Raw genomic sequence first — 24264 nt, forward strand, 5'->3', positions numbered from 1 at the left:
ATCATCACTATGTAAAAACCCCAGCCCTCCATTGATAGCCCTCTGGTCCCATATTTCCTCCCCGTGAACCTTGCAACAGCGGTGGCACCGTCTATTTTTCCTGTATGACCCGGCTCCAGCCAGGGTCCGGTTCATCTCTGGGCAAAGGCCAAATTACGCCCAATTCCAGACGACAATAACACCCGCTTTTCGGACCAGATTCACATGTTAATTGCTCATCGCGGCGACAAGACCCGCCAACCAGAGAATACGATTGCCGCTTTCGAGGCGGCCCATAATCTGGGGGCCTGCGCTATTCAGTGCGATATCCGCTTCAGCGCCGACGGCACCCCCTGGTGCTTCCACGAGGATAGCCTGCACATCCCCGGCAATGACCAGTCCCAGGTCTTCCACTCCCTTAGGGACTCACAGTTACACCACCAGTCGATCAATCGCTTTATCGAGCTGGTGGACTGGGCCAGCTGCCATCGCCACCTGGATTGGTTTATCGGTATCTCACCTGCCAATATCGCCGCCACTGGATTTGTCACCGCCGTTAAAAAGTTAATGGAGCTGATGCGCACCGAGAATGAGTCATTCGCTCTACTCACCGCAGACTGCCGCAGCCTCAGAGCCGCCCGCAATATGGGCTGGCATCGGGTTGCCCTTGAGATCAATAGTGTCTCCCGGTGCCTATCTGCCGACATTGTTACTTTGGCGCCAGAATATCTACTAATTCGCGACAGCCAGGTTGAATGTGACGAATTGCCCCCAGGCCCCTGGCAATGGGTTGTCTATGAAATCAACTCGACAGAAGAGGCAGTACTCTGGCGCAAGCGCGGTGCTCACCATATTCTCACCGGCAACTTGCCGCTGCTGATGCGCTCCCGGGAAGCGAGTGATGTCTACGGATTTTGATGTCCTGGTAGTCGGCGCAGGTATACAGGGAGCGGGAGCCGCTGAGGTCCTGGCCACAAATCACTATTCCGTGGTGATACTCGAACAGCTGGGTATCGCCGCCGCCACTTCCTCTCGCTCCTCCAAACTCATTCACGGCGGCTTGCGTTACCTGGAGAGCGGCCAGTTCCGTTTGGTCTACGAGTGCCTGCGGGAGAGAAAGTGGCTACTGGATAACAAGCCTGAACTCGTGAGAATGGTCCCTTTTTATATCCCTATCTACCAACACAGCAAGAGACCGGCCTGGCTGGTCCGCTTGGGGTTGAGCCTATATAGCCTTCTGTCTGGACTGAGTAACACCGATTCATACTTTCGCAGAATACCCAAATCCCAGTGGGACAGCCTTCCAGGCCTGAATAGGGAGGGCCTAAAAGAGGTCTTCCGCTATAACGATGCGCAGACCGATGACGCAGCCCTTACCCGGGACGTAGTTGCCTCAGCGGTTGCCCATGGGGCGCAGATTATCTGTCCCGGTAGCCTAGTAGGTGCAGAAGTCACTGGGGATGGGGTCCGCGTTGACTATGTTGCTAATGGCAAGCTCAGCACGTTGCGCACCCGGGCGCTCATAAATTGCAGTGGCCCCTGGGTAGCCAACACGAATGCACGCTGTTCACCGCCAGTGGACATGCCCCCTATCGACCTGGTCGCAGGTACCCATATTTTATTGCCCCTCTCTCTTGGCGATAAAATCTACTATGTGGAGGCTGATGATGGCCGTGCGATTTTCGTGATGCCTTGGCAGGATAAAACACTGGTTGGAACTACAGAACGCCCCTATTTTGGCGATCCTCGGGATGTCACCCCCACACTAGAAGAAGAGAGTTACCTTCTGCAGACCGTACAGAAATATTTCTCTCAAGCCCGAGAGCTCAATGGAGAAGATATTTGCGAGAGTTATTCCGGACTACGGGTACTTCCGGAAATGGAAAAGAGTCCTTTTGCGCGCTCCCGGGAAACCATTATTTGCTGTGATGATAATAAGAAGCCTAGAATTCTAGCGGTGGCAGGCGGTAAGCTAACCAGCTATCGTGCCACTGCACGTAAATTACTAAATAAACTTGAACCCACTTTATGTGTGGAACCACCCACCCCACCCAATACCCAACATTCCGAAACCGCAAAAAACTCTTCTGAACGCGAGAGAAATATCTAAAATTTCTTCCTCGCAATAGCTCCCATTTACTTTGGGAGCAAGAAAATGGGGAGCAAGAAAAACCTCCTACCCCCGAATTTTGCTATTAACCTTCATCCACATTGGAATTCATTACTGCTAAACACTGACTTCCCGGACCTGAACAAGGTCCCTGCAATACATAAGTGGCACGCTTATCACATCCTGAAACCCCATAAGTTCTGTATCCCAGTTGCTGGATCGTTATTGAGCCCGCATCACAGTTCAGATCAAAAGGCGCCCTTTTAGATACAGTTTCTTTCATTAATGAAGCGCATCCACCCAAAACCAGTACCACAGCTCCCACACTGATTAATTTAAACTTCATACTAAACTCCTTTTATAAATTTTGTTGAGCTTGGCCAAAAAGTCAGAAGTGCACTGCCATCAAAGAAAAGACTGCACTCAAAATAATCGGCTCAGTATTAAGGACGGAGCAATTCTATCTTTCATCACAGAAATCTGTCGGCAGAAGAACATTGTGTTCACTCACTATTTATTTTGCTGATGTGGATAATTCAAATTACCAGCAAGTACAAACTGAATAAAACCTGATCTCTCTTTACCTTGCATATATCAGCCATCAAGGATCGAGTAAGAAGCTCCTGGTATATGAACCCGTTCCAGCTTTGACATCCACCGCAGATCTCTCACACTATTAGTTACACAAGCAACCGATAGGATAAGAGCACCCCTTATAAAGCCCGCCAACCATTATTCGAGTTCCACCTTGCTGTTCCGCAAGCACTCACTCCAGGAAAGGTGCCCGAAGTTTCACAATAAAGCCGCACATCACCATAGGCATCCCATATAATGGCGGCTACTCTGTTTTTATTAGTGTTTTACTCCGCAGTTTATGTCCGAATTTAATACCCACCGTTTCTGCACTGCACCACTTCTCGATTGGAGCGACCGCCATTGCCGCTATATGTGGCGCCTATTGAGCAAGCATGCACGCCTGTATTCGGAAATGGTGACCACCGGGGCAATACTGCATGGTGACCAACAGCGACATTTGCAATTTGATGCAGCTGAACAACCTGTCGCCCTGCAGTTGGGGGGCAGTGGCCCTCAAGAACTGGCTGAATGCGCCCGTATCGCCGAGGAATGGGGCTATAGCGAAATCAACCTTAACTGTGGCTGCCCCAGTGACCGAGTCCAGTCCGGGCGTTTTGGTGCCTGCCTTATGGCGGAACCGGATGTGGTAGCCGCAGGACTCACTGCCATGCGGGAAGCGGTATCTATTCCGGTTACCGTCAAGCACCGTATCGGCATCGACGATATGGAAGACTACCCAGGCCTGACCCGCTTCGTGGAAGCCCAGGCCAATGCCGGTGTGGATACCTTTATCGTCCATGCGCGCAAAGCGTGGCTAAAGGGGCTAAGCCCCAAGGAAAACCGTGAAATTCCTCCGCTCAATTACGACATGGTTTACCAGTTAAAGAAGGATTACCCCCAGCTACAAATTGTTATTAATGGGGGGATCAATTCAATTGAGGAATGCCAGCAACATTTAAGCCACGTGGATGGTGTTATGCTGGGGCGCGCGGCTTACCAAACCCCGGCAATCCTGGCCCAGGTGGACAGCCAATTATTTGGCGGTGAGACCGGCCCGGATGCCATCCAGGTGGTAGAACAGATGCTGCCCTATATCGAGCAGGAAATGCAGCGCGGACAGCGCTTGAATCATATCACCCGGCATATGCTCGGGTTATTCCAGGGGCTTCCTGGTGCGCGGCGCTTCCGCCGCCACTTGAGCGAAAATGCCCACAAGCCGGGGGCGGGTCCCGAGGTGCTTGAACAGGCACTGGCCCAGGTCACCCAAGCCGCTTAGACCGCTTTCAATATGTAGACCAGTGAATAATTAAGGGAGGAACCATGAACAAGTTGGAGCAACTCAAACAGCGCAGCCAGGTTGTAGCAGATACGGGAGATATTGAAGCAATTCGCCGATATTGTCCTCAAGATGCCACAACCAATCCCTCCCTACTGTTTAAGGCCGCCCAGCTCCCTCAGTACGACAACCATATCGCCGAGGCACTTCAGTGGGCCGAAAGCCACCAGGGTGGCTCGAACGCGGAAAATATTGCGCGCCTGGCCGCCATCAAACTGGCTGTCAGCATCGGCACGGAAATCTTGCAGTTGGTGCCCGGAGTGGTGTCCACCGAGGTCGATGCTCGCCTCTCTTTTGATACCCGCGCTACTATTGACTACGCACGCCACCTGATCGCCCTCTACGAACGCGCAGGTATTGCCAAAGAGCGGGTATTGATCAAGATAGCGTCGACCTGGGAAGGCATTGCTGCCGCATCAGTACTGGAGCGCGAGGGAATCCACTGCAACCTGACCTTGTTGTTCAGTCAATCCCAGGCGATTGCCTGTGCCGAAGCCGGGGTGACCCTGATCTCCCCCTTCGTCGGTCGAATCCTCGATTGGCATATCGCCAACAGCGGCCGCGAGTCATTCCCTGCGGAAGAGGACCCGGGCGTAATCTCGGTGCGCAATATCTATGAGTACTACAAGTCCCGAGACTACAAAACCATTGTGATGGGCGCCAGCTTCCGCAATACCGGGGAGATTGAGGCTCTGGCTGGTTGCGACCGACTGACAATCAGCCCTCAGCTGTTACAGGCCCTGGAGGACAGTGAGGCACCTCTCGCTGCTGGCCTGCCACCGGTATCCGCAACCAAGTCCCGGCCGACACAGGATCTGGCTGAAGCCGAATTCCGCTTTCAATTGAATAGCGATGCCATGGCCACTGAAAAGCTTGCCGATGGCATCCGGAACTTTGTGAAGGATCAGGAACGTTTAGAGCTATTGTTACAGAACCGAGTAAAGGGACAGCAGGAAATTCATGCTGCAACAAATCCGTAAACTGTTTGAGCAGATAGGAAATAGCGTTGATGTTGAAGCACGTGATGAAAAAGACGTGCGGATGATCAGCGCTGCGCTGTTAGTCGAAGTCGCCACTGTCGATCAAAAGCTCGATGAGTGTGAGCGTGAAACGCTCACACAGCTCTTGTGCCAACACTACTCTCTCGACCAGACTAGTGCCACAGAAATAGTCAGTGAAGCTATTGGCCAACGGGACAGAGCTACATCCCTGTTCGAGTTCACCCAGGCGGTGAATGAACAGTTCAGCGAGAGAGATAAATACCTGCTGATTTTGCAGATGTGGCAGGTAGCTTTTTCAGATGATGTTATCGAGGCTTTCGAGGAGCACCTGATTCGCAGGGTGGCAGAACTAATTTATCTGCCACACGGACTCTTCACCAAGGCACGCGCCGAAGCGAGGGATATGAAGCGTTGCTAAGAAAGGGAGATTTCCAGAACTGGGGATTAGGAGAGAATAAGCGCTAGTGATAATGCGCCGAAGATTTGGCAACCGGGGAACATTCTCGCTCCAGGGTATGTACCAAGTCGCGAAAAGTCTCGGCGTTTTGCTCGTTCATGCTCATCAATACCCGGTGAGCTTCCAGCACCTTTTCCCGCGCAGCACACTCGTCGGGGCTATTACATACCAAAGGCGTGGTGGGTACACTCATATCGTGGACCGTATCGCTGATTTCAACCAACGAATCAAAGCCCATAGCGTCCAATAGATGGCGGATACCTTTACCCGCAGAGAATACCAGCGGCTTATCACAGCCCCGCTCCAAAGCGCGAATAGCAATCTTCGCCATCAGGCCGAGGGTCGTACTATCGACACCTTCTGCACCACCGAGATCAAATGCCACTCCGGCAAAATCACCCCGTGCAAACATGTTGTCGATAAAGCTATCAAATGAGGTACAAAGGTTGAGACGAACATCACCTACTAACTTGATGACGTATATGCCCTGGTGGGCCCCAACCATAATTTGCCCGGACTGCATAACAACCCCTGGCTCACCCGAATACACCTTTTGATAGAAGTGCAGGCGGATGGCAAAAGTTCACTGGTAGAGAACACAATAGCATTTGACGTTTTTGGCGCCTAGTGCAATTTTGTGCATAAAGTGGGCGGAGCTTACTCCTGACCATGCAGACTGACAAGTGCGATAAAGCACAAAATTCGACTTCATAGTCGAAGACTATCGATAGAAGTTTTGGGCATTACTGGCGGCCTAAAGTGAGAATCGTAATATCGTCCGGAAGGGCACCAAAAGTATCCATTTTTAGAGACTGACAAAGCCTGTCGAGTTCTCCCCCACTCTCTGAAATAGCCTGCAAAAGCTGGGCCTCTTTATCGAGCAGATCGCCCTGTAATAATTCAAGTACACCGTCTGAACAAGCGACCAGGCGCCAAGCGGGCGGCAGCTCAGCACGCATCACTTGCCAATCACCCCGTTCAAAAATACCCAGGGGACGCCCTTTTCCCGGCAACCAGTCTGCACCCGCCTCACTAACCAGGGCCGGCATCGGTATTTGCCCGGCGACGGCATAGTGCAATTGCCGGGCACTACTATCCACAACCCCGACAAACATACTGGCGTGCTTGCCCAATTTTGTGGATAACAACTCCCCATTGACCAGGTTAAGGACATCCAATAAGTCATCACTGAGAGAGTCCAGCTGGGCAAATAAGGGGCGCTCCCGCAAGCGATGCATAATGCTGTGCTTAATCAGGGCAGTAACCAGCGCAGAAGAGACACCATGGCCCGACACATCGACCAGATAAAAGGCTACAAAGCGCTCACCGAACAAGCCGTAATCAACAAAATCACCGCTCAGGTACAGGGAGGGAACCAGCCGGTAGGATGCTTCCACACCGCTGGGGTAGTGATAGGGGGTACGGGGAAGTAAATGCTGTTGTAATAAACGGCCAGCTTCCTGGTCCCTGCGCAGCAGCTCCACATGATCCCGCAGTTCACTGTTGCGACGCTCCAAGGTCACTTTATATTCGCGGTTCTGCTTCGCCAGGTTTTCTTCACCGCTGATACGGCAGATCATACGATCAATAGCCGCTGCTTCTTCCAGGGGTTTAACCAGGTAGTCTTTAGCTCCAAGGCGCATCGCTTGGAGTACATCATCGGTAGCGCTATCTGAAGCAATAATTACCGCAGCCACTTCTGGAGCTATGCGCTTTATCCGCCGCAACACTTCCAGCCCACTCATATCCGGCAAATAGCGATCAATCAATACGATATGGAAAGCACCGGGGCTGAACTGGTCGATGCCATCTTCCCCGTTGTTGGCAACACTTACCTGGAAGCCAAAACGCGAAAGCGCCCCTCGCAAAAAATTGCGGGAGCGCTCATCGTCGGTAAGCACCAGGCTACTGGGGCCAGCCATATAAGGGCTCTAAGGCTTATTCGCCTTAGGTGACAGCTCAGTAATCGGAAGCTTCTTCCACCTCACCCTGATCAATTGCCTCTGCAGCCTCTTCTTCTGTTTGAACATCCATTTCACCATCGACAATCAAGTAGTCGCGACGCTGTAGATATGCATCTCGCAAGAGTACATAACGGTCACCGTGCAAGAGGGACTCCGCTTGCAGCAGGCTAGCACGGCTTTGAATAATATCTGTCCCCTTCAAAGCATATTTGGTTGCGTCATGATCTACATAAGTTAAGGGGTTAGTGTAGTAATCCACTACCTTAGCAGGGGTATCCCGAACAGTAGATGGCCCCAGCAGTGGCAAAACCAGATAGGGACCGGAGGGCACGCCCCAAACAGCCAAGGTCTGGCCGAAGTCCTCACCATCCCCCTGTTCCAGGCCCATATGTTGAGCAACATCCAGAACGCCAACAATGCCCACAGTGGAGTTCACCAGGAAACGACCGGCGTCATTACCCGCTTGTCCCCATTTACCCTGCAAGACGTCATTAAAGGTATTGGTAACTTCACGCAGGTTGTCGAAAAAGTTGCTGACACCATGCTGCACGAAAATCGGGGTAATTTGGCGATAGCTGACAGCGGCGGGCTTCAACACATAGCGATCTGCGCCATCGTTGAAGGAGAATATGGCCCGATTAAAACCTTCCCAGGGGTCGCGAAGTGATAAATCTTCGCCCTCTGCACCACCAAATTCATCGGCAGGATCAAAGCCGTACTCATCCTCGAGAGACAGGCCCCCGTCATCGGCACTGGCATCCTCTGCTCCGCTGGTATCTACCGCAGCCGGGTTTTGAGCTGCACCACCAAACGGATCTTGTTGCGCTAGCGCCCCTACTGGCATAACAGCTATCAGAGTTGCCATTAACCAGGGCGATAAAGTTTTGCTTCCAAGCACAACCCTGCTCCTCTTTTATCAAACTAGTGAGACCAAGGATTCTAACGCCCTAGTAATTCGTAAGCTACCCTCGGCAGCATAGCAGCTGGGATTTGCCAAAGATAAAGGAGTTTCAGGCAATCACCGGCTAAGCCTTTAAACCAGCAATAACCCCTTTATTCAGTAGTTTTTCCAATAAATCAGCACCGAAAGCAAGTAGGGAGTCACGACTAATATTGGGTAATTCCTGGGCCATCTGGTCCAAAATTTGTAAGCCCGTGTAATCGCCCGCAGAGACCAGCTGCAATAATCTGGCGGTGACGGCATTGATCTCCATAAAATTCACTTTGTCGGAACGATCCCGGTACACAAAAAGGAACGTCGGTAACTCCGGCGGCTCTTGGGGCTGAAAATCCGGCCCCAACCGATGCACTGGGTAGCGGTAGCTGAGGCTCCAGACAAGAGGGGAAACTACAGGAACTTGCTGTAAAACATCCCCCTCTATCGCCAGCCCTTCCGGTAATTCCACATCACTGACATCTAAAGCCAACTCTACCCACTCGTAGTGGGCAAGCTCCAACAGGAACGGAGGATCTTGTGGTTGTTCTCCCCGTTCGTTCTGTAAATATGAGAGAAACTCTTCACTGATCTGCAAAAAATACGGGCTAACGGATGTGTGTTTGTGGACAAAATCACGCACCATTTGATGCCAGTTTTCGTCGCTATAAAGACTGCGCAATACCGGGAATCCACTGGCAACAAAGGATTCAATATTGTTGTAAATCAAATCTCGATAAATAGCGACACGCCGGTCCTCAATTTCTGCCGGCGGCGCAACTTGATCCGGTGCGCGCAAATGGGCAGCAAAGTCCCGCTGCACACTTTTGAATGTCTCGGGCTTATCGACGACTGAGGACATAATTCTCTTCCACCTGGTGACTGGCCTGAATGGTTTTAATATGTCCTACTTCTTCAAGTAATTTGGGAATTGGCGGAATATTAAAATCCCGCTCAAGTAGCGTCGGCATCACACCGTGAATATCGTAGGCGCGATCGAGTAGTTCCCACACAGGATCAATAACCGGTGCACCATGGGTGTCCACCTTTAAATCCTCTGCCTCATCATAGTGCCCGGCAATATGTACGTAGCGAATTCTTTCAGTAGGTAGTGCAGATAGAAAGTCCAGCGCATCGTAGCGATGGTTAATCGAGTTTACATAAATATTGTTCACATCCAGAAGCAAATCACAATCGGCCTCTTCCAACACCGCATTTAAAAAAGCCAGTTCAGTCATCTCCTGGCCCGGCGCCGCATAGTAGGAGACATTCTCCATTGCAATCCGTTCTTCCAGTGCGTCCTGGACCATACGGATTCGCTCGGCAACATACATCACCGCTTCTTGCGTAAAGGGAATGGGCAATAAATCGTACAGATGGCCGTGATCTGAGCAATAACTCAAGTGCTCACTGTAACCGCGAATATTGTGTTGCTTGATAAATTTTTTAATGGCTGCAACCAATTCCATATCCAATGGTTCTGGTGCACCAATCGAGAGAGATAAACCGTGAAGTAAAAAGGGAAAACGTTCTGTATATTCCCTAAACCAGCGCCCATAGCGACCGCCAACACCAATCCAATTCTCAGGCGCTACCTCCAGAAAATCTACGGCATCTGTATCAAGGTTCTCACCCATCATTGAGCGGCGCAATCCAAACCCAGCACCTTCTACGGAAAACTCGCGCAACACTTTCAGGTCTCACTTTTTTCAGCGATCAATAAAAAACAGGGTGGATCGCTAAAGCGTATCCACCCTCTTTGAGTACAGCGAAAAATTACCCGCCACACTTACCTTCGCCGCACTTACCTTCTTTTTTCTTGCCTTCGCCGCACTTACCTTCGCCGCACTTGCCTTCTTTTTTCTTACCTTCGCCGCACTTGCCTTCGCCGCACTTACCCTCTTTCTTTTTATCATCACCATCGTGATCAGCCAGCGCCACGTTGTAGCCTGAGCTCAGGTCTGCTGCGGCAAAGGGGTTAGCATTGCTGTTGGCAGCAGATACATTCATAGCGGCAGTGGCGATAAACGCTGCGCCAACTGCGGCGGCTACAGGGGAAAGGTGCTTCTTGTTCATAGTGAATCTCCTAACTAGGTGTCCTTAGCAATAAAAAGTACAAGAGACTTTTATCCACTCCGCAGAAGTATAATGCTGCGAAACAAAAATCAGTCATTGAATAGAACCCGCCACAAAATAACCGGTATCAAGGGGTCATTCTGGGCTCCAGGCCTGCTTTCAGTACTTCTGTCGGGCTCTCCATCAAATTCTTACACTTGATCAAAATTTTTTTTGTGATCTCTTTTCCATAGAGAAAATCAACCAAGCAAACCTTTCCCATCAATTTCTGCCCATGACTTGCTTAAGCGCTTGGATGACACCGGCATCAGGGTTTTTAGAGTCTGCGCGAATAAGGAAACACGAAATTCCTCCAACATCCAGCGAAACTCACGCAATTCTGCCTCTGCAGAGAGTTCTCTGGGTGAATATTTCTCCACTTGCGCCAAGTAAGGCTCCGCCGCCTTCTGGTATTCAACTTGCAGTTTTCGGTCACGGTTAGGGTCGAGAGCAGCCTTTTCCAAGCGCATTGCGATCGCCTTCAGATAGCGGCCGTACTGGCGCAGCCATGACAGCGGAGTATCAAACAGGCATCCTCGGTAGAAGAGCCCACCCAGTTGCTGCTGGATATCCCCCACCGCCATTGCGACCGCCAGGTTTTTCTGCTGCTTGATTTGTTTGCGCAGTGGCACCAGCTGGGCCAGGGCCTTGACCAACAGATCACCAATCTCCTGGGCCACCCCCACCAAGTCACCGTCATTTTTCAAAGCGGCCAGGAATTCAGCTTCGGTGCGAGGCAACTCCTCTTTGGGCCAGAAAACTTCGCGGACAGCTGCCATCAATATGTCGTCAGCTACCTCCTCACGACGCCCCAAATCTGCTGCAGAAAGCCCCAGCTCCTTGCCTCGCAACAGCTCTTTGCGCAGATACTTCACCTTCTCCGGCAAGTGCAGCAGAGCCAAACGGCAAATACCGGCACGAGTAAGCCTGCGCGCCTCGCTGGGGTTATCCAGTAGCTTCAGGGAGACACTGTCTTTTCCTTCAACCAGTGCGGGGTAAGCCCGCACCTTGAGCCCACCCTGGTTGAGGGTATGGGTCTCTGGAAGATCACCGAAGTCCCAGCGGGAAATACCCTCCCGCTCAAAACTGTCGCCAGCTGTTGCCAGCCCCTGCTGTACCCGATCCCGGTAGCGCACCTGCAATAGGGCCAAATCCCGATCTTGATCCAGCAATTTGCCGCCTTCATCCATTACCTGGATATTGAAACGGTAATAATCTTCCAGGGCCTGTTCCGCAGACTCCCACACCTCATCTGGCAGCTGCTGTGCTGTCTGGCGCTTCAGCTCCAGAGCCAACGACTGCCACAACGGGGTATTGTCTGCACGCAGCCGGGGCAAAGCCTTATCTATCGCAGCCGGCACTGGCACAAAATACTTGCGCCACTGCTTGGGCAGGGCTTTTACCAGAGCGATGCACTTGTCCCGCAAGATGCCCGGCACCAACCAGGAGAGGCGAGCTGCCGGCAGCTGGTGCAGCGCTGCAACCGGTACCTGGATACTGACGCCATCATCCACACTGCCAGGCTCAAAGTGATAGCTGAGCGGATAGACAATACCGCCCGCCTGCAACTCATTGGGGAATTGGGCCTCTCCCACATGATCGGCACTCTGCTGCATCAATAAGTCGCGGGGAATAAACAGCAGCTGTGTATCGCTGGATTCCGCTTTCTTGCGCCAGTGCTCAAATCCAGCCAGGTTGACGATATCCGCTGGGATACGCTCATCGAAGAAACGGTACACCACTTCATCATCCACCAGAATATCCCGGCGACGGGATTTGGCTTCCAGCTCTTCCAGGGACTTCAACAGGTCGAGATAGTGCTTATAAAATCGGCCCTTACCGCGATAGCGTTGCTCCACCAGCGCCTGGCGAATAAACACTTCCCGAGAAGTTTGCGGGTCCAGTTTGCCGTAGGGAATTCGGCGTTTTTCCACCAGCACCAAACCGTAAAGGGAGACCTTCTCAAAGGCCATTACCTGCCCGGAGCGAGCGTCAAAATGGGGTTCAAAATAATTGCGCTTAACCAGGTGCTGCGCGGCGGCCAATATCCACTCGGGCTCGACCTTGGCTACGGTATGGGCGAACAGGCGGCTGGTCTCCAGTAACTGGGCAGACACCACCCAGCGGGGAGGTTTTTTAAATTGACCGGAGCCTGGGAAAATATGGAAACGACGATTGCGGCAGCCGTTAAACTCCTTGTTTTCATCCCGCGCGCCAATATTGCCCAGCAATCCCACCACGATGGCTCGGTGTATCGCTTCGTATTCCGCCGGCTCTTTGTTTTCTTTAACTTCGAGATCGCGACAGGCCACACGCAGCTGGTGGTGGATATCTCTCCACTCGCGCATACGCAGCCAGGACAGGAAGTTTTTCTGGCACCACTTGCGCAACTGATTTTGACTCAGTTCCTGACGCTGGACTTCAAAGGCATCCCACAGCTGAACGAAGGATAAAAAATCCGATTGTTCATGCTGCCACTGGCGATGTTTTTCATCCGCAGCCTGGCGTTTTTCTGCCGGGCGCTCGCGCGGGTCCTGCACGGCCAGAGCGGCGACAATAATCAAGAGCTCCCGCGCACTGCCATTCTCTGCCCCCGCCAATAACATGCGGCTCAGGCGCGGGTCCAAAGGCAACCTTGACAGGGATCGCCCCAATTTAGTGACCCGGCCCTGCTCATCTACCGCCTGTAATTCCTGCAGCAATTTATAACCGTCATTAATCAGTCGTGGGTCCGGCGGATCGACAAATGGAAACTCGCGGATATCACCGATACGCAGCTGTAACATTTGTAGAATGACTGCTGCCAGATTCGTACGCAGAATTTCCGCATCGGTAAATTCCGGGCGCTGCTCAAAATCCCGCTCTTCATACAAGCGCACACAAACACCGGCGCTGACACGGCCACAGCGACCGGCACGCTGGTTGGCGCTGGCCTGGGAAACCGGCTCTATAGGCAGCCGCTGAATTTTACTGCGGTAGCTGTAGCGGCTCACTCGTGCAGTACCCGGGTCGATCACATAGCGGATACCGGGCACGGTAATAGAGGTCTCTGCCACATTGGTAGCGAGTACAATGCGACGGCCTTTATGGCCGTGGAAAACTTTGGCTTGCTCCGCAAGGCTCAAGCGGGCATACAAGGGCAGCACTTCCAATTGCGCTATCTGTGCATCCCGCAAAGCCTTGGCGCACTCGCGGATTTCCCGCTCGCCGCTCATAAATACCAGGATATCCCCACCGCGCCGACTGCTGGATTTCTCCTCGTGCAGCAACTCCTCCACAGCAGTGACCACCTGCTCGTTGAGATCTGCATCCGTATCCGCTGCGGGGCGATAGTGAACTTCCACCGGGTAGGTACGACCGGAAACCTCGATAATCGGCGCATCGTCAAAGTGCCGGGAAAATTTTTCCAGGTCGATGGTGGCCGAGGTAATTATCAGTTTCAGGTCAGGGCGCTTGGGCAGTATGGTTTTCAAATAGCCCAACAGAAAATCAATATTAAGGCTGCGCTCATGGGCCTCATCGATGATCAACGTATCGTATTTATTTAACAGGGGATCGCGCTGAATTTCAGCCAGCAGGATACCGTCTGTCATCAGTTTGACGTGGGTATGCTCGGTGCTGTGGTCGGTAAAGCGCACCTGGTAACCGACGGACTCTCCCAGGGGCTGCCCCAGTTCCTCAGCAATTCGATTGGCTACAGTGCGCGCGGCAATCCTGCGCGGCTGAGTGTGGCCGATCTGGCCGAAAATTCCCCGGCCCAGTGACAGGCAAATTTTTGGTAACTGAGTGGTTTTACCAGAACCGGTTTCACCGGCAATCACTACAACCTGATTTTTCTCGATCTGCTCGGCGATTTCCTCCCGCCGCGCTACCATTGGCAAAGACTCCGGCCACTGCACTTCCGGCAACTTGCGCCGGCGCTCCTCCACCAGGGTCTCAGACGCTTGGAGCTGCTGCTCCAATTGGGCCAAGATGCGATCTACCGGCTTGCCCTCTTTCTGGCGCCGGCGCACATTTTTGACAGTCCTGCGCAACCCATAGCGGTCACGCCCCATGGTCGCGGAGATTCGGGCCTGCAGCGCCCCCAGTACTTTTTCTGCTTCGGTGTGACTCATAATTCGTACAGCAATGGCAAACGCGGGATTATACCCCCTGAGCACCGCAGGGCTATCAAACCTTATTGTGGCGCTCATCTATACTGGTGCGAATAGCACTTCTTCTGAGGGGCACGGCCTTTACTGCTGGTGCAATTCCTCAGGGTCATACCTTGCGAGCAGTACTATGCAAGAGATCAAGCCCAAGCCCCCCGCCAGCGCAGGCCAGCTGTTTGGCCACCCCAAAGGACTCTTCCTGTTGTTTGGTACTGAGATGTGGGAACGTCTCAGCTACTACGGCATGCGTGGTATTTTTGTCTTCTACCTGACCTCTACAGCGACTGCCGCAGTCTTCGGCTGGGAACAACTGACCGATACCGAACTGCAATCCAAAGCCCTCAGCTACCTGGGCTGGTATGCAATGCTGGTCTACCTAACCCCCATTATTGGCGGTTGGATGGCAGATAATCGCTGGGGCCAGCGCCGCTGTATTATGTTCGGCGGCACCTTGATGATGCTGGGGCAGTTCGCCCTGGGATTCCCCCACGGTTGGCTGCCAAATGGCAGCCAAATTTATATGCTATGGATCGGGTTGGCATTGCTGATTATCGGCAACGGTTTCTTCAAGCCAAATATCTCTACCATGGTCGGGGACCTTTACGAGGAAGGTGACCACCGCCGGGATACCGCCTTTACCATTTTTTATATGGGCATCAACCTGGGCTCTATCCTCGGTTACCTACTGGTGGGCTGGATTGGGGAAAAGGTGGATTACCAGCTGGCCTTTATCGTCGCTGGCCTTGGCATGTTAGCCGGCCTAATCCTGCAGATGACCCAAGCCAAGCGCTACCTGGGAGAAATCGGTGTAGAACCTTCTGCGCACCTGGAACTGAAAGACAAGAAAGATGAGGACGTCGATAAGCGCCGCCCGTTGACTCAGGAAGAGCGCGACCGCATCAAAGTTATTTTGGTGCTGGGTGTGTTTATCGTGATTTTTTGGGCCGGCTTTGAGCAGGCTGCCGGCTCAATGAACTTATTCGCCAAATATCGAACCGACCTGAATGTACTGGGGTGGGAAATTCCCGCCAGTTGGCTGCAGATGGTAAACCCTCTGTTTATTATTATCCTCGCGCCGATTATGGCCAGTATCTGGGTAGGCATGGGGGATCGGGAACCCAGCTCACCGGCCAAATTCAGTTTGGGGCTGGTTTTTCTCGGCGTGGGTTTCTTATCCATGTGCGGTGCCGCCCTGCAAATTGGCGATTCAGAGACCATTAAGGCGAGTATTTGGTGGTTGGTATTTGCCTATATTTTCCACACCATTGGCGAACTTTGCCTATCGCCAATTGGGCTCTCTGTCGTAACTAAATTATCTCCGCTGCGCTATTTATCCCTGATGATGGGGCTTTGGTTTGCCTTTATTGGTATTGCCAACAAAGGAGCCGCAGAGATCGGTAAACTCGTCGGTGTATCCGGTCCACTCGCAACCTTTGGCGGAGTAGCCCTGGCCGCAATTATTGCCGGAATTATCCTGTATTTTATTCGCGAGAAACTGGTGGACTGGATGCACGGTGCAGAAGAGGTTCACGTAAAGGTGGGCGAAACCACCAAGGAGGAACTTAGCATCACCGCCGATCACGACGGTGTACCGCCGAAGCATTTTAGCGGTAATGACAAATAAGGGAGCCAACCCATAAAAGGCGTATTTTGCGAGCACGGACCTCGCTCTTTAACGTTATCAGAGTCCGGACCGCTAACAGGCGTACGTTTAGCGGTCAAAGATCTCTTTCAATTGAAAGGGGAGAAAAATACGGCAGGCAGCCCCGAGTGGTTTAATACTCACCCTCCTGCCAGTAAAACCGCACTTAGCTTGCAGCAATTACTGGAGGCCGGCTCAACCTTTACTGGGTTTACTCACCTTGATGAACTCGCCTACAGCATGCAGGGGAGTAATTTACACTACGGTTCTGCCGACAACCCTAAACTGCCCGGCTATTTTTGTGGGGGTTCCTCTATGGGATCGGCCGCCGCCGTGGCCTCAGGAACAGCCGATATTGGCTTAGGCACCGACACCGGCGGATCGGTGAGGGTACCTGCAAGCTATTGTGGTTTATTCGGCATTCGAACCAGTCACTCACTTATTCCTACCGACGGTGTTATCGGTTTAGCACCCTGCTTTGATACTGTCGGTTGGTTTAGTCAAACTCCTTCATTACTTGTAGACGTCGGCAAAATTCTAATCCCGTCACGGCACTTATCCGCAAATAAAGTAACCCGCCTGGTTACTTGCCCCGAGATCAGTCAACTGGCAGATACGCCCATTCAATTAGCAATCCAGGAATTTATTCCCACATTAAATAATCAATTTCCTATCTGCGAGATTAAACACCTGTCTGACATTGAATTACTGGGCGAACTGGCGGATGTATTCAGAATTTTGCAGGGCCGCGCCATCGCCAATACACACGGGGACTGGTTGCGAAAATACCGGCCGGTTTTTTCAGAGGACATAGCCACAAGAATTACTATGGCCCTATCAATTACCGACGATGAGATATCCTGGGCCAACGAAAAACGACAACAGTGGTACAAGTTGATGGAAACATTACTACCGGACAACAGTAGCGTTTTACTAGTACCAACCACCCCCACAACCGCAATTAAGAAAGGGACCGATAGTGAATCCAGAAAATTACAAACAAATCGCCAGCGACTATTGGGTTTAACCGCTATTGCAGGGCTTTGGGGCGCCCCCCAGTGTCATCTGCCGTTGTTTTCTATCGTAGAAAATGGGATTAATACTGGGGGAAAAGAGATAGAGAAACCCAGTGGCTTCTCATTGATAATGACTCCACGAAGCGATTTTTCACTTCTCTCTCTAGTTGAACAACTAACAAAATCCCTCGAAGGAATAGCAGGCAGCACCTACGGTGCTACCTGAAAAAGCGATCAGCCTGTTAACGCCCTTTAACCAAATAAGCGATGGCTCGATCCAATCCCTCCAGGGTCATCGGATACATATGCCCGTCCACCAGTCTCTGGGTCATACCGATACTGGGAGTATATTGCCAGTACTCCTCTCCTACAGGATTCAACCAGATCAGGTTACTGTAGGTATCGGTAACACGCTCCATCCAGGCCGCACCGGGCTCTTCATTCATATGTTCGACACTGCCGAAACGACTGGTAATTTCGTAGGGCGCCATAGACGCATCGCCGACAAAAATTACTTTGTAGTCCTTGCCATAGGTGCGCAGTATTTCCAGCAGCGAGGTATTTTCGCTATAGCGCCGCTGGTTGTCTTTCCACACATGTTCGTAAACAAAATTGTGGAAATAAAAATATTCGAGATGCTTGAACTCGGAACGACAGGCGGAGAACAGTTCTTCACAGACGCGCACATAGGGGTCCATAGAGCCCCCTACATCGAAGAAGATCAGCACCTTAATCGCATTATGTCGCTCCGGCACCATTTGAATATCCAGTAACCCGGCGTTGCGTGCAGTAGAGGAAATGGTGTTATCCAGATCCAGTTCCTCTGCGGCACCGGTGCGGGCAAATTTGCGCAGCTTGCGCAGAGCCACCTGGATATTACGGGTGCCCAGACTGATGCTGTCATCCAGATTTTTAAACTGGCGCTTCTCCCATACCTTTGACGCCAAGCGATTGCGCCCCTTACCGCCCACACGGATACCACCGGGATGATAACCGCTATTGCCAAACGGGCTGGTGCCGCCAGTACCAATCCAGCGATTACCACCGCTGTGACGCTTCTTCTGCTCCTCTAAACGCTTTTTAAATTCCTCCAGTAGTTTTTCCAAGCCACCGAGGCTTTGCACCTGGGCCTTTTCCTCTTCGCTCAGCTGCTTCATAAATTCTGCACGCAGCCAGTCCTCGGGAATCAATTGCTCGACAATGTCGTCGAGGGTCTCAAGGTCCTTAAAATAGGCGTCGAAAGCGCGATCAAATTTATCGAAGTGCTTCTCGTCCTTGACGAGGCAAACGCGGGCAAGGAAGTAAAATTCCTCAAGGTCGGCAAACACCAGGCGCTGCTGTAATGCCTCAAGCAGGGCCAGCAGTTCGGTGATGGTTACCGGTAATTTATAGCGGCGTAAATTCTGGAAAAAACCAATCAGCATAATAATTCGCAGTCAGCACAGGGAAAAAATAACACCCGGTTAAACCGGGCCGAAATCACCGAGGACAACCTAAGCCCTCGGTGACATTAACCAACACAGTTTAGCGATTATCGCGACGGGCCATAAACGCCAGGCGCTCCAGCATATGGACATCCTGCTCGTTTTTCAGCAGGGCACCATAGAGCGGCGGAATGGCATTGCTGCTATCGCTGTTTTTCAAGATCTCCTCGGGAATATCATCAGCCATCAACAGCTTGAGCCAATCGATCAGTTCGGAGGTCGAAGGCTTTTTCTTCAGACCTGGAACCTCGCGCAGCTGGAAGAAAATATCCATTGCCTCGGCCACCAGCTGCCCTTTGATCCCTGGGTAGTGCACATCGACAATTTTGCGCATGGTGTCACGATCGGGGAAGCTGATGTAATGGAAAAAGCAACGGCGTAAAAAGGCGTCCGGCAACTCTTTCTCATTATTGGAAGTGATAATTACGATGGGGCGCTGCTTGGCCTTGATGGTTTCGCCAGTCTCATAGACAAAGAACTCCATGCGATCCAGTTCAACCAGCAGGTCGTTGGGGAATTCGATATCCGCTTTATCGATTTCATCAATCAGCAGCACCACACGCTCATCCGCCGCAAAGGCCTCCCAAAGCTTACCGCGCTTAATGTAGTTGCCAATATCGTGAACCTTATCCACCCCCAGTTGGGAGTCCCGCAGGCGGGATACCGCGTCGTACTCGTACAGGCCCTGCTGGGCTTTGGTGGTGGATTTAATATGCCACTGGATCAGCTTTAGTCCAAGGCTCTCTGCTACCTGCTCGGCGAGCAGTGTTTTGCCGGTGCCGGGCTCACCCTTGATCAATAGTGGGCGCTGCAGGGTAACGGCCGCATTCACCGCCATCTGCAAGTCTTCGGTCGCTACATAGCTTTCGGTACCGGTAAACTTCATAACTGCTCCAATCCTGTCGTCGAGGCTAACTATCTCTTTTAGCGAATGATAATTGAACAACAGGTTGGGGGCGAGGCGGTAACGCTCAATTTGGATGACCAGCTTGCGCTGGGGAAATTTGCCAGTCCCGCAGGGCGAGTCTTGAAAGCCCGCGTGGGCTTTCCGAAGCAGCCTAGGCCATCTGGGTACTGCGGCGGTGTACAACCTGGCGACCTTTGCCGGTGATATACCAGCGGATACCCAGGTGACTGTGAATTTTCCCGACCATCTCCAGCACCAGCAAGCTGTTCAAGGCGCGAGCTATAGAATTGGTCTCCATACCGCTGTCCTGCACCATGCCGGAAAGAGACCGAAATACACACTCCCCGGTATTTAACAAATGCAGTACCTGTAGAGCATTGTCATCCAATTTACGGATCTGATTGAAATCGATGGTCGGCCCCTGCTCGGGATCGCCCTCAATTTCATGCTCCAATAGGGGCATCATTTCCAACTGCATGGTGCGCAGTTCCTGCTCCATATTCTCTACTCGGGCGCGGGCAATACTGGCGTCGCGCAACTGGCGCCGTGCGGCGTTAAACACGAACATACGGGACGCAATTGCAGCGAGCAGGCAGTAACCGGTAAAAATCAATAAACGCGAGGGGTCACCCTGGATTTCTATCAACAAGTCACTCTGGGTGAATTTAAGGAATATCGGCACCATCAAGGCGCCACACAGCCCCATAATCAGGCAACGTGCGAGCCCCGCTGGATCTTCTTCGGTAAACAGCATTTGATAGTAATTGACCAACCCACCCAAAATGCCCGAAACCAGCATTACTGCAGTCAATATAAGCAGGTGATCGAGCATCAGTATTCCTCAGCCATTCGGCTCTCACTGCCAATCCGGGCAAGTGGGTATTGAACTGAATATTTCACTCTATTCACGACTGCCCTTGCCCTCTTCCCCTGTTAGGTGCGAGGTATTTCCCACATGCAGGATACAGCCGCTCTTGTTATTACTGGATACCTGGCAGAAAAGTGACACGGCTTTTACATTGTTTTGCATTGCGCCACAGCGGGAACCAGCTTAATAGATATAGCAGCTGTCATTGACTGGGGTTGTCGGTCTAAAGGGTTTTAGCGCCTTTGATACGAGCAACCGAGTGAAGGCCTGGATATAGGCGTCGAGGAGGGACGATGGCTGCGCAAGTGAATTAAAGTGCAACAAAAAATACTGGGTGAATGGCTACCCTGCCCTCAGGCATGACAGCCATGTCTTGGGTTATTGTTCGTTAAAGTAGGGATCTTCATCAAAGCGACGACGCCTGTCCCGACGAAATCTCATCAGCAAGCTGACAATCCCCCAAACAACCATGATCGCCAGGGCTCCACCCGAAGCGAATATCAAATTGGTAGTGACCTCTGGCGCCGCTCCATTTTCTTCAAACAGCGTTTGATAAACAAATAGCGGCAACACCGGCACAGCAACTGACTCCGCTACAGAGGTCTTTGCCGGCGCCAACAACACTGCCGCAGCCACTAAGAGTAGAGTCTGGCGCACCCAACTCCAGCGCCAATTGCGCATAAACCACCAGCCCGCCAACAGCATAACCAGTGTTGAAGCGGCGTATACCATCCAGGCAAATTGGAAATCTTCTGTCATTCTCTCACTCTACTTTCTGGCACACCGATTTAATATCGGGCAAATATGCCAGGGTCCTTTACATCGTCACTCGCTCGGAACCGGCATATTTACGCCGCTTCGCAGACAAGCACTGCCAGCCATAAATCGATCCGAAGAATGATTTGAGGAGCCTCTGAGTAACTCTGTGATGCCTCTGGCATGCAGAGCGGTTCACAATCAAGGCGCGGCTTCGCAGGAATGTCTAGACCTTTCAAGAAGTCGCAACGCGGAGTGTGAATCGCTCCGAATGCCCCGAAGGGCGGGCCTTGAAGGCCGCATCTGCTGCGTTGCAGCTCTTGCAAAGGGCTACGGCCATTCGCGGCGAGCTGCGCCTAACATCTGCAGCCTTCAAGACCCGCAGAGGCATTACGGAGTTATTCAGAGGCTCCTTAATTATGCGCAATATTCAAAGGCGTTCACAGGTCGCAGTTCCCGTTTGCGATCAACCTTGTTCAACCCAAGAGACAATATGATCCTCCATATCGTCTGGATGAACCGACTCTTCACTGACAACGCGCCCACGCACCGATATCCCCGCCCGATGCACGGATTCCGGGTCCCCCGACACCAATGGGTGCCAGTCCGCAAGAGGGCGCCCTTCCGCAAGACTGCGGTATGCGCAGGTGAGCGGCAACCAATCGAATTCGGCAATATCCTCTATACGCAACTGAATGCATCCGGGAACATGGGCTTTGCGCTGGCTGTACTTGCTGCATTGGCAGGAATGGGTATCCAACAGGCGGCAGGCCACATTAGTGAGGTAGACCTCACCCGTATCCTCATCCTCCAAGCTGTGCAGACAGCAGCGACCACAACCGTCACAAAGCTGCTCCCATTCGGACCGACTCATTTGATCCAGCGTTTTCCGCCGCCAAAAAGGCTCCTGTGCCATTTAGCTCGACTCAGCGTTGCAACTTGCTGTTCTTCAGCGCGATTTCACTCATTTCGGAATCGGCTATTGGCGGCATCTGCAAGTAATAGCCGCGAGTGCGCACCTCTTTGAGCAGCTTGTCCGCCTCTGCACGGGCCAGCTTTTTGTCCGGCGTCACCAACATCGTAGTGACATGCTGCGGCTTGCCGAAAAGCTCCAGTAGATTTTTGGGAACCCTGGCAGTGCCCTCGCGCTTATCCACGTACAGATACATCTCGTCTTTATTTGGACTGCGATAAATATCGCATAAAACTTTCACTTCAATTCCTCTTTACGCAATTGTTTCAGAGCTTCGAGCAAAGGGTGGCCAATCACATCGGCCCGCCACCCTCTGAGCCGACCCTCTAACTCGGGTCGACGGGCCTGGACCAAGGCTTCCAGCTCTTTTTTGCGAATTAATATTTCGGCAGGCAACCCGGCCCGCTCGGCAATAGACACCATCTCAAGTCGCAGTTGCTTGAGGATCTCTCCCTGCTGCCGGTTGAGGGGCTGCTGCATTCGCGCAGGTGGATCGCTTCTCTCGCAGGCTTGGGCAACGATTTTTAACAGGGCCTCGCCATGCTCACGCAGAGCTCTCCCTTCCATACCCAGTTGGCTCAAGGCACCTCTATGCCGAGGCAACTGTTGGGCCAGTCCGAGACAGATATTCTCTTTTAACAGGTGATTGCGCGGCATATTCAGCGCCCTGGCCTGCTTTTCGCGCCAGGCACACACATCCTGTAACACTGCCAGTTGTTTACTGCGCAGGCGCCAGGCACCTTTCACTTTTTGGTAGTAAATCTCAGGCGGGTTCGGGTTTCGAGCCGTGACCACCAATGATGCACAGTCTTCCTGCAACCACTCCAGGCGCCCCTTCCCATTGAGGTCCTTTACCAGTACGCCGAAGAGTACCGGCAACCAAGCGACATCGAGGGCGGCATAGGTTTTTTGTGCATCGCTGAGAGGTCTCTGCAGCCAGTCCGAGCGGGTTTCACTCTTGGGCAATTCAATATGCAGTAGCTGGTTAACTGTCGCCGCATAACCCAAGCCCGCTCCCATACCACAGATTGCAGCGGCAATTTGGGTATCAAAAATGGGCTCGGGAATCACCCCCAGCAAGCGCTCCAGGGTTTCCAGGTCCTCACTACAGCTGTGCATGATTTTAGTGACAGCGGTATCGAGCAAGAGGTCGCGAAGCGGCTGTAACTCCTCAATCGCCAAATTGTCGATCAGGTAGCAGTGTTTTCCATCACCTACCTGGACCAGCGCCGGTTGGGGATAAAAAGTACGGCTGCGCATAAACTCGGTATCCAGGGCTACCGCACTCTGCTTGCGCCAATCTGCACACAACTCTACCAGCTGCTCGTAACTGTCGACCCAGCGTGGAGTGGTATCTATTTCTGTCATCGATATCACTCAACTGCCGGAGAAAAATGCGGTTCGACTATTAAAGGCGTGGGCGAGAGTGCCGCCATCGATATACTCTAACTCTCCGCCGATGGGTACACCGTGGGCAATCCGGCTCACCGTCACCCCCTGGGCACGAGCTCTCTCCGCAATGTACTGCGCGGTAGCTTCACCTTCTACCGTAGGGTTAGTGGCGACAATAAGTTCGCGCAACTGCTCAGTAGCGAGCCTCTGCTCCAGCAAGTCGATCCCCAGGTCCCCCGGGCCAATGCCATCGATGGGCGAGAGATGCCCATGCAGGACAAAGTAGCGACCGTGGTAATTACCGGCCTGCTCAATAGCCAGAACATCAGCGGGCGTCTCAACCACGCACAGTGAGTCCTGCTCGCGCCGGCTATTGCTACACAATGAGCAAACGGGCTCCTCTGTGAGAGTGCGACACTGCCCACAGCGCCCCACTTGTTCCACCGCTCGCGCCAAACTCTGGGCCAGCAGGGAGGCAGCTTCTCGGTCTTTTTCCAACAGGTACATCGCCATGCGCTGCGCGGACTTAGGGCCCACACTGGGCAGACAGCGGAGAGCGCGGATCAGCTCTTCAATCAGGGGACTAAACATACAAACTCAAAA

The 24264-nt window shown here is 52.4% G+C and carries 23 protein-coding genes; 7 read left to right on the top strand and 16 right to left on the bottom strand.

Annotated elements, in window-relative coordinates:
• The first annotated feature begins 204 nt into the window (after positions 1-204).
• Together ACJJIW_RS02290 and ACJJIW_RS02295 are read left to right on the top strand one after the other, a co-directional pair.
• The gene (locus ACJJIW_RS02290) at positions 205-897 is read left to right on the top strand and encodes a glycerophosphodiester phosphodiesterase family protein (protein ID WP_282934155.1); all 693 of its coding nucleotides are present in this window, start codon (positions 205-207) and stop codon (positions 895-897) included.
• A complete protein-coding gene (locus ACJJIW_RS02295) occupies positions 881-2089 on the top strand; it encodes a glycerol-3-phosphate dehydrogenase/oxidase (RefSeq protein ID WP_282934156.1) in 1209 nt (402 codons plus the stop codon). The genes ACJJIW_RS02290 and ACJJIW_RS02295 overlap by 17 nt, the downstream gene beginning before the upstream one ends.
• An 85-nt stretch (positions 2090-2174) precedes the next feature.
• Here the strand turns inward: ACJJIW_RS02295 and ACJJIW_RS02300 are convergent, their stop codons facing one another.
• Positions 2175-2435: a hypothetical protein gene (locus ACJJIW_RS02300; protein WP_282934157.1), complete on the bottom strand. Its 261-nt coding sequence runs from the start codon at positions 2433-2435 to the stop codon at positions 2175-2177.
• Positions 2436-2963: 528 nt separating this feature from the next.
• On the opposite strand from ACJJIW_RS02300, the gene dusA reads away from it, so the two are divergent.
• From dusA to ACJJIW_RS02315, 3 genes are read left to right on the top strand one after another with little or no spacing between them, the layout of a single operon-like run.
• Positions 2964-3941 (top strand): tRNA dihydrouridine(20/20a) synthase DusA, encoded by a 978-nt coding sequence (gene dusA / locus ACJJIW_RS02305; protein ID WP_444936616.1) that lies wholly within the window; start codon positions 2964-2966, stop codon positions 3939-3941.
• A 44-nt stretch (positions 3942-3985) separates the two neighbouring features.
• Positions 3986-4981: a transaldolase gene (tal, locus tag ACJJIW_RS02310; protein ID WP_444912162.1), complete on the top strand. Its 996-nt coding sequence runs from the start codon at positions 3986-3988 to the stop codon at positions 4979-4981.
• Positions 4962-5420 carry a tellurite resistance TerB family protein gene (locus ACJJIW_RS02315; RefSeq protein WP_282934160.1) on the top strand — a complete coding sequence of 153 codons (459 nt, stop codon included), beginning with the start codon at positions 4962-4964 and terminating at the stop codon, positions 5418-5420. The genes tal and ACJJIW_RS02315 overlap by 20 nt, the downstream gene beginning before the upstream one ends.
• Positions 5421-5463: 43 nt before the next feature.
• Here the strand turns inward: ACJJIW_RS02315 and ACJJIW_RS02320 are convergent, their stop codons facing one another.
• From ACJJIW_RS02320 to hrpA, 7 genes are all read right to left on the bottom strand, one after another.
• The gene (locus tag ACJJIW_RS02320; protein WP_282934161.1) at positions 5464-5982 is read right to left on the bottom strand and encodes an STAS domain-containing protein; all 519 of its coding nucleotides are present in this window, start codon (positions 5980-5982) and stop codon (positions 5464-5466) included.
• A gap of 220 nt (positions 5983-6202) precedes the next feature.
• Entirely contained in the window at positions 6203-7381 is a 1179-nt protein-coding gene (locus ACJJIW_RS02325; RefSeq protein ID WP_282934162.1) for a PP2C family protein-serine/threonine phosphatase, read from the bottom strand.
• Between the two features lie 37 nt (positions 7382-7418).
• Positions 7419-8321 carry an MlaA family lipoprotein gene (locus tag ACJJIW_RS02330; RefSeq protein WP_282934163.1) on the bottom strand — a complete coding sequence of 301 codons (903 nt, stop codon included), beginning with the start codon at positions 8319-8321 and terminating at the stop codon, positions 7419-7421.
• A 127-nt stretch (positions 8322-8448) separates the two neighbouring features.
• A complete protein-coding gene (locus ACJJIW_RS02335; protein ID WP_282934164.1) occupies positions 8449-9219 on the bottom strand; it encodes an HvfC family RiPP maturation protein in 771 nt (256 codons plus the stop codon).
• Entirely contained in the window at positions 9200-10045 is an 846-nt protein-coding gene (locus tag ACJJIW_RS02340; protein WP_282934581.1) for an HvfB family MNIO-type RiPP peptide maturase, read from the bottom strand. The genes ACJJIW_RS02335 and ACJJIW_RS02340 overlap by 20 nt, the downstream gene beginning before the upstream one ends.
• Positions 10046-10133: 88 nt before the next feature.
• Positions 10134-10433: an HvfA family oxazolone/thioamide-modified RiPP metallophore gene (locus ACJJIW_RS02345; protein WP_108731896.1), complete on the bottom strand. Its 300-nt coding sequence runs from the start codon at positions 10431-10433 to the stop codon at positions 10134-10136.
• Positions 10434-10672: 239 nt separating this feature from the next.
• On the bottom strand, positions 10673-14587 hold the full coding sequence (gene hrpA / locus ACJJIW_RS02350; protein WP_444936617.1) for an ATP-dependent RNA helicase HrpA: 3915 nt from the start codon (positions 14585-14587) through the stop codon (positions 10673-10675).
• 166 nt (positions 14588-14753) lie between these two features.
• Between hrpA and ACJJIW_RS02355 the strand changes: the two genes are divergently transcribed.
• Entirely contained in the window at positions 14754-16247 is a 1494-nt protein-coding gene (locus tag ACJJIW_RS02355) for a peptide MFS transporter (RefSeq protein WP_413664480.1), read from the top strand.
• 12 nt (positions 16248-16259) lie between these two features.
• Positions 16260-17507: an amidase family protein gene (locus ACJJIW_RS02360; RefSeq protein WP_444937342.1), complete on the top strand. Its 1248-nt coding sequence runs from the start codon at positions 16260-16262 to the stop codon at positions 17505-17507.
• A 16-nt stretch (positions 17508-17523) separates the two neighbouring features.
• Here the strand turns inward: ACJJIW_RS02360 and ACJJIW_RS02365 are convergent, their stop codons facing one another.
• The 8 genes from ACJJIW_RS02365 to recR all read right to left on the bottom strand — a co-directional run bounded on the left by ACJJIW_RS02365 (position 17524) and on the right by recR (position 24252).
• Positions 17524-18705 (bottom strand): vWA domain-containing protein, encoded by a 1182-nt coding sequence (locus tag ACJJIW_RS02365; protein WP_444936618.1) that lies wholly within the window; start codon positions 18703-18705, stop codon positions 17524-17526.
• A 100-nt stretch (positions 18706-18805) separates the two neighbouring features.
• Complete coding sequence (locus tag ACJJIW_RS02370; protein WP_282934167.1) at positions 18806-19651, bottom strand: AAA family ATPase; 846 nt, start codon at positions 19649-19651, stop codon at positions 18806-18808.
• Between the two features lie 172 nt (positions 19652-19823).
• On the bottom strand, positions 19824-20504 hold the full coding sequence (locus ACJJIW_RS02375) for a YEATS-associated helix-containing protein (protein ID WP_108731891.1): 681 nt from the start codon (positions 20502-20504) through the stop codon (positions 19824-19826).
• A 414-nt stretch (positions 20505-20918) separates the two neighbouring features.
• On the bottom strand, positions 20919-21299 hold the full coding sequence (locus ACJJIW_RS02380) for a hypothetical protein (protein WP_282934168.1): 381 nt from the start codon (positions 21297-21299) through the stop codon (positions 20919-20921).
• A 463-nt stretch (positions 21300-21762) separates the two neighbouring features.
• On the bottom strand, positions 21763-22212 hold the full coding sequence (locus ACJJIW_RS02385) for a YcgN family cysteine cluster protein (RefSeq protein WP_282934169.1): 450 nt from the start codon (positions 22210-22212) through the stop codon (positions 21763-21765).
• A gap of 10 nt (positions 22213-22222) precedes the next feature.
• Positions 22223-22510, bottom strand: coding sequence for a YcgL domain-containing protein (locus ACJJIW_RS02390; protein ID WP_444892840.1), 288 nt, complete (start codon positions 22508-22510; stop codon positions 22223-22225).
• Complete coding sequence (gene rnd, locus ACJJIW_RS02395) at positions 22507-23637, bottom strand: ribonuclease D (RefSeq protein ID WP_282934171.1); 1131 nt, start codon at positions 23635-23637, stop codon at positions 22507-22509. The genes ACJJIW_RS02390 and rnd overlap by 4 nt, the downstream gene beginning before the upstream one ends.
• 9 nt (positions 23638-23646) lie before the next feature.
• The gene (gene recR / locus ACJJIW_RS02400; RefSeq protein WP_282934172.1) at positions 23647-24252 is read right to left on the bottom strand and encodes a recombination mediator RecR; all 606 of its coding nucleotides are present in this window, start codon (positions 24250-24252) and stop codon (positions 23647-23649) included.
• Positions 24253-24264: the final 12 nt, after the last annotated feature.

Source organism: Microbulbifer maximicatervae (SeqCode), assembly GCF_052467815.1.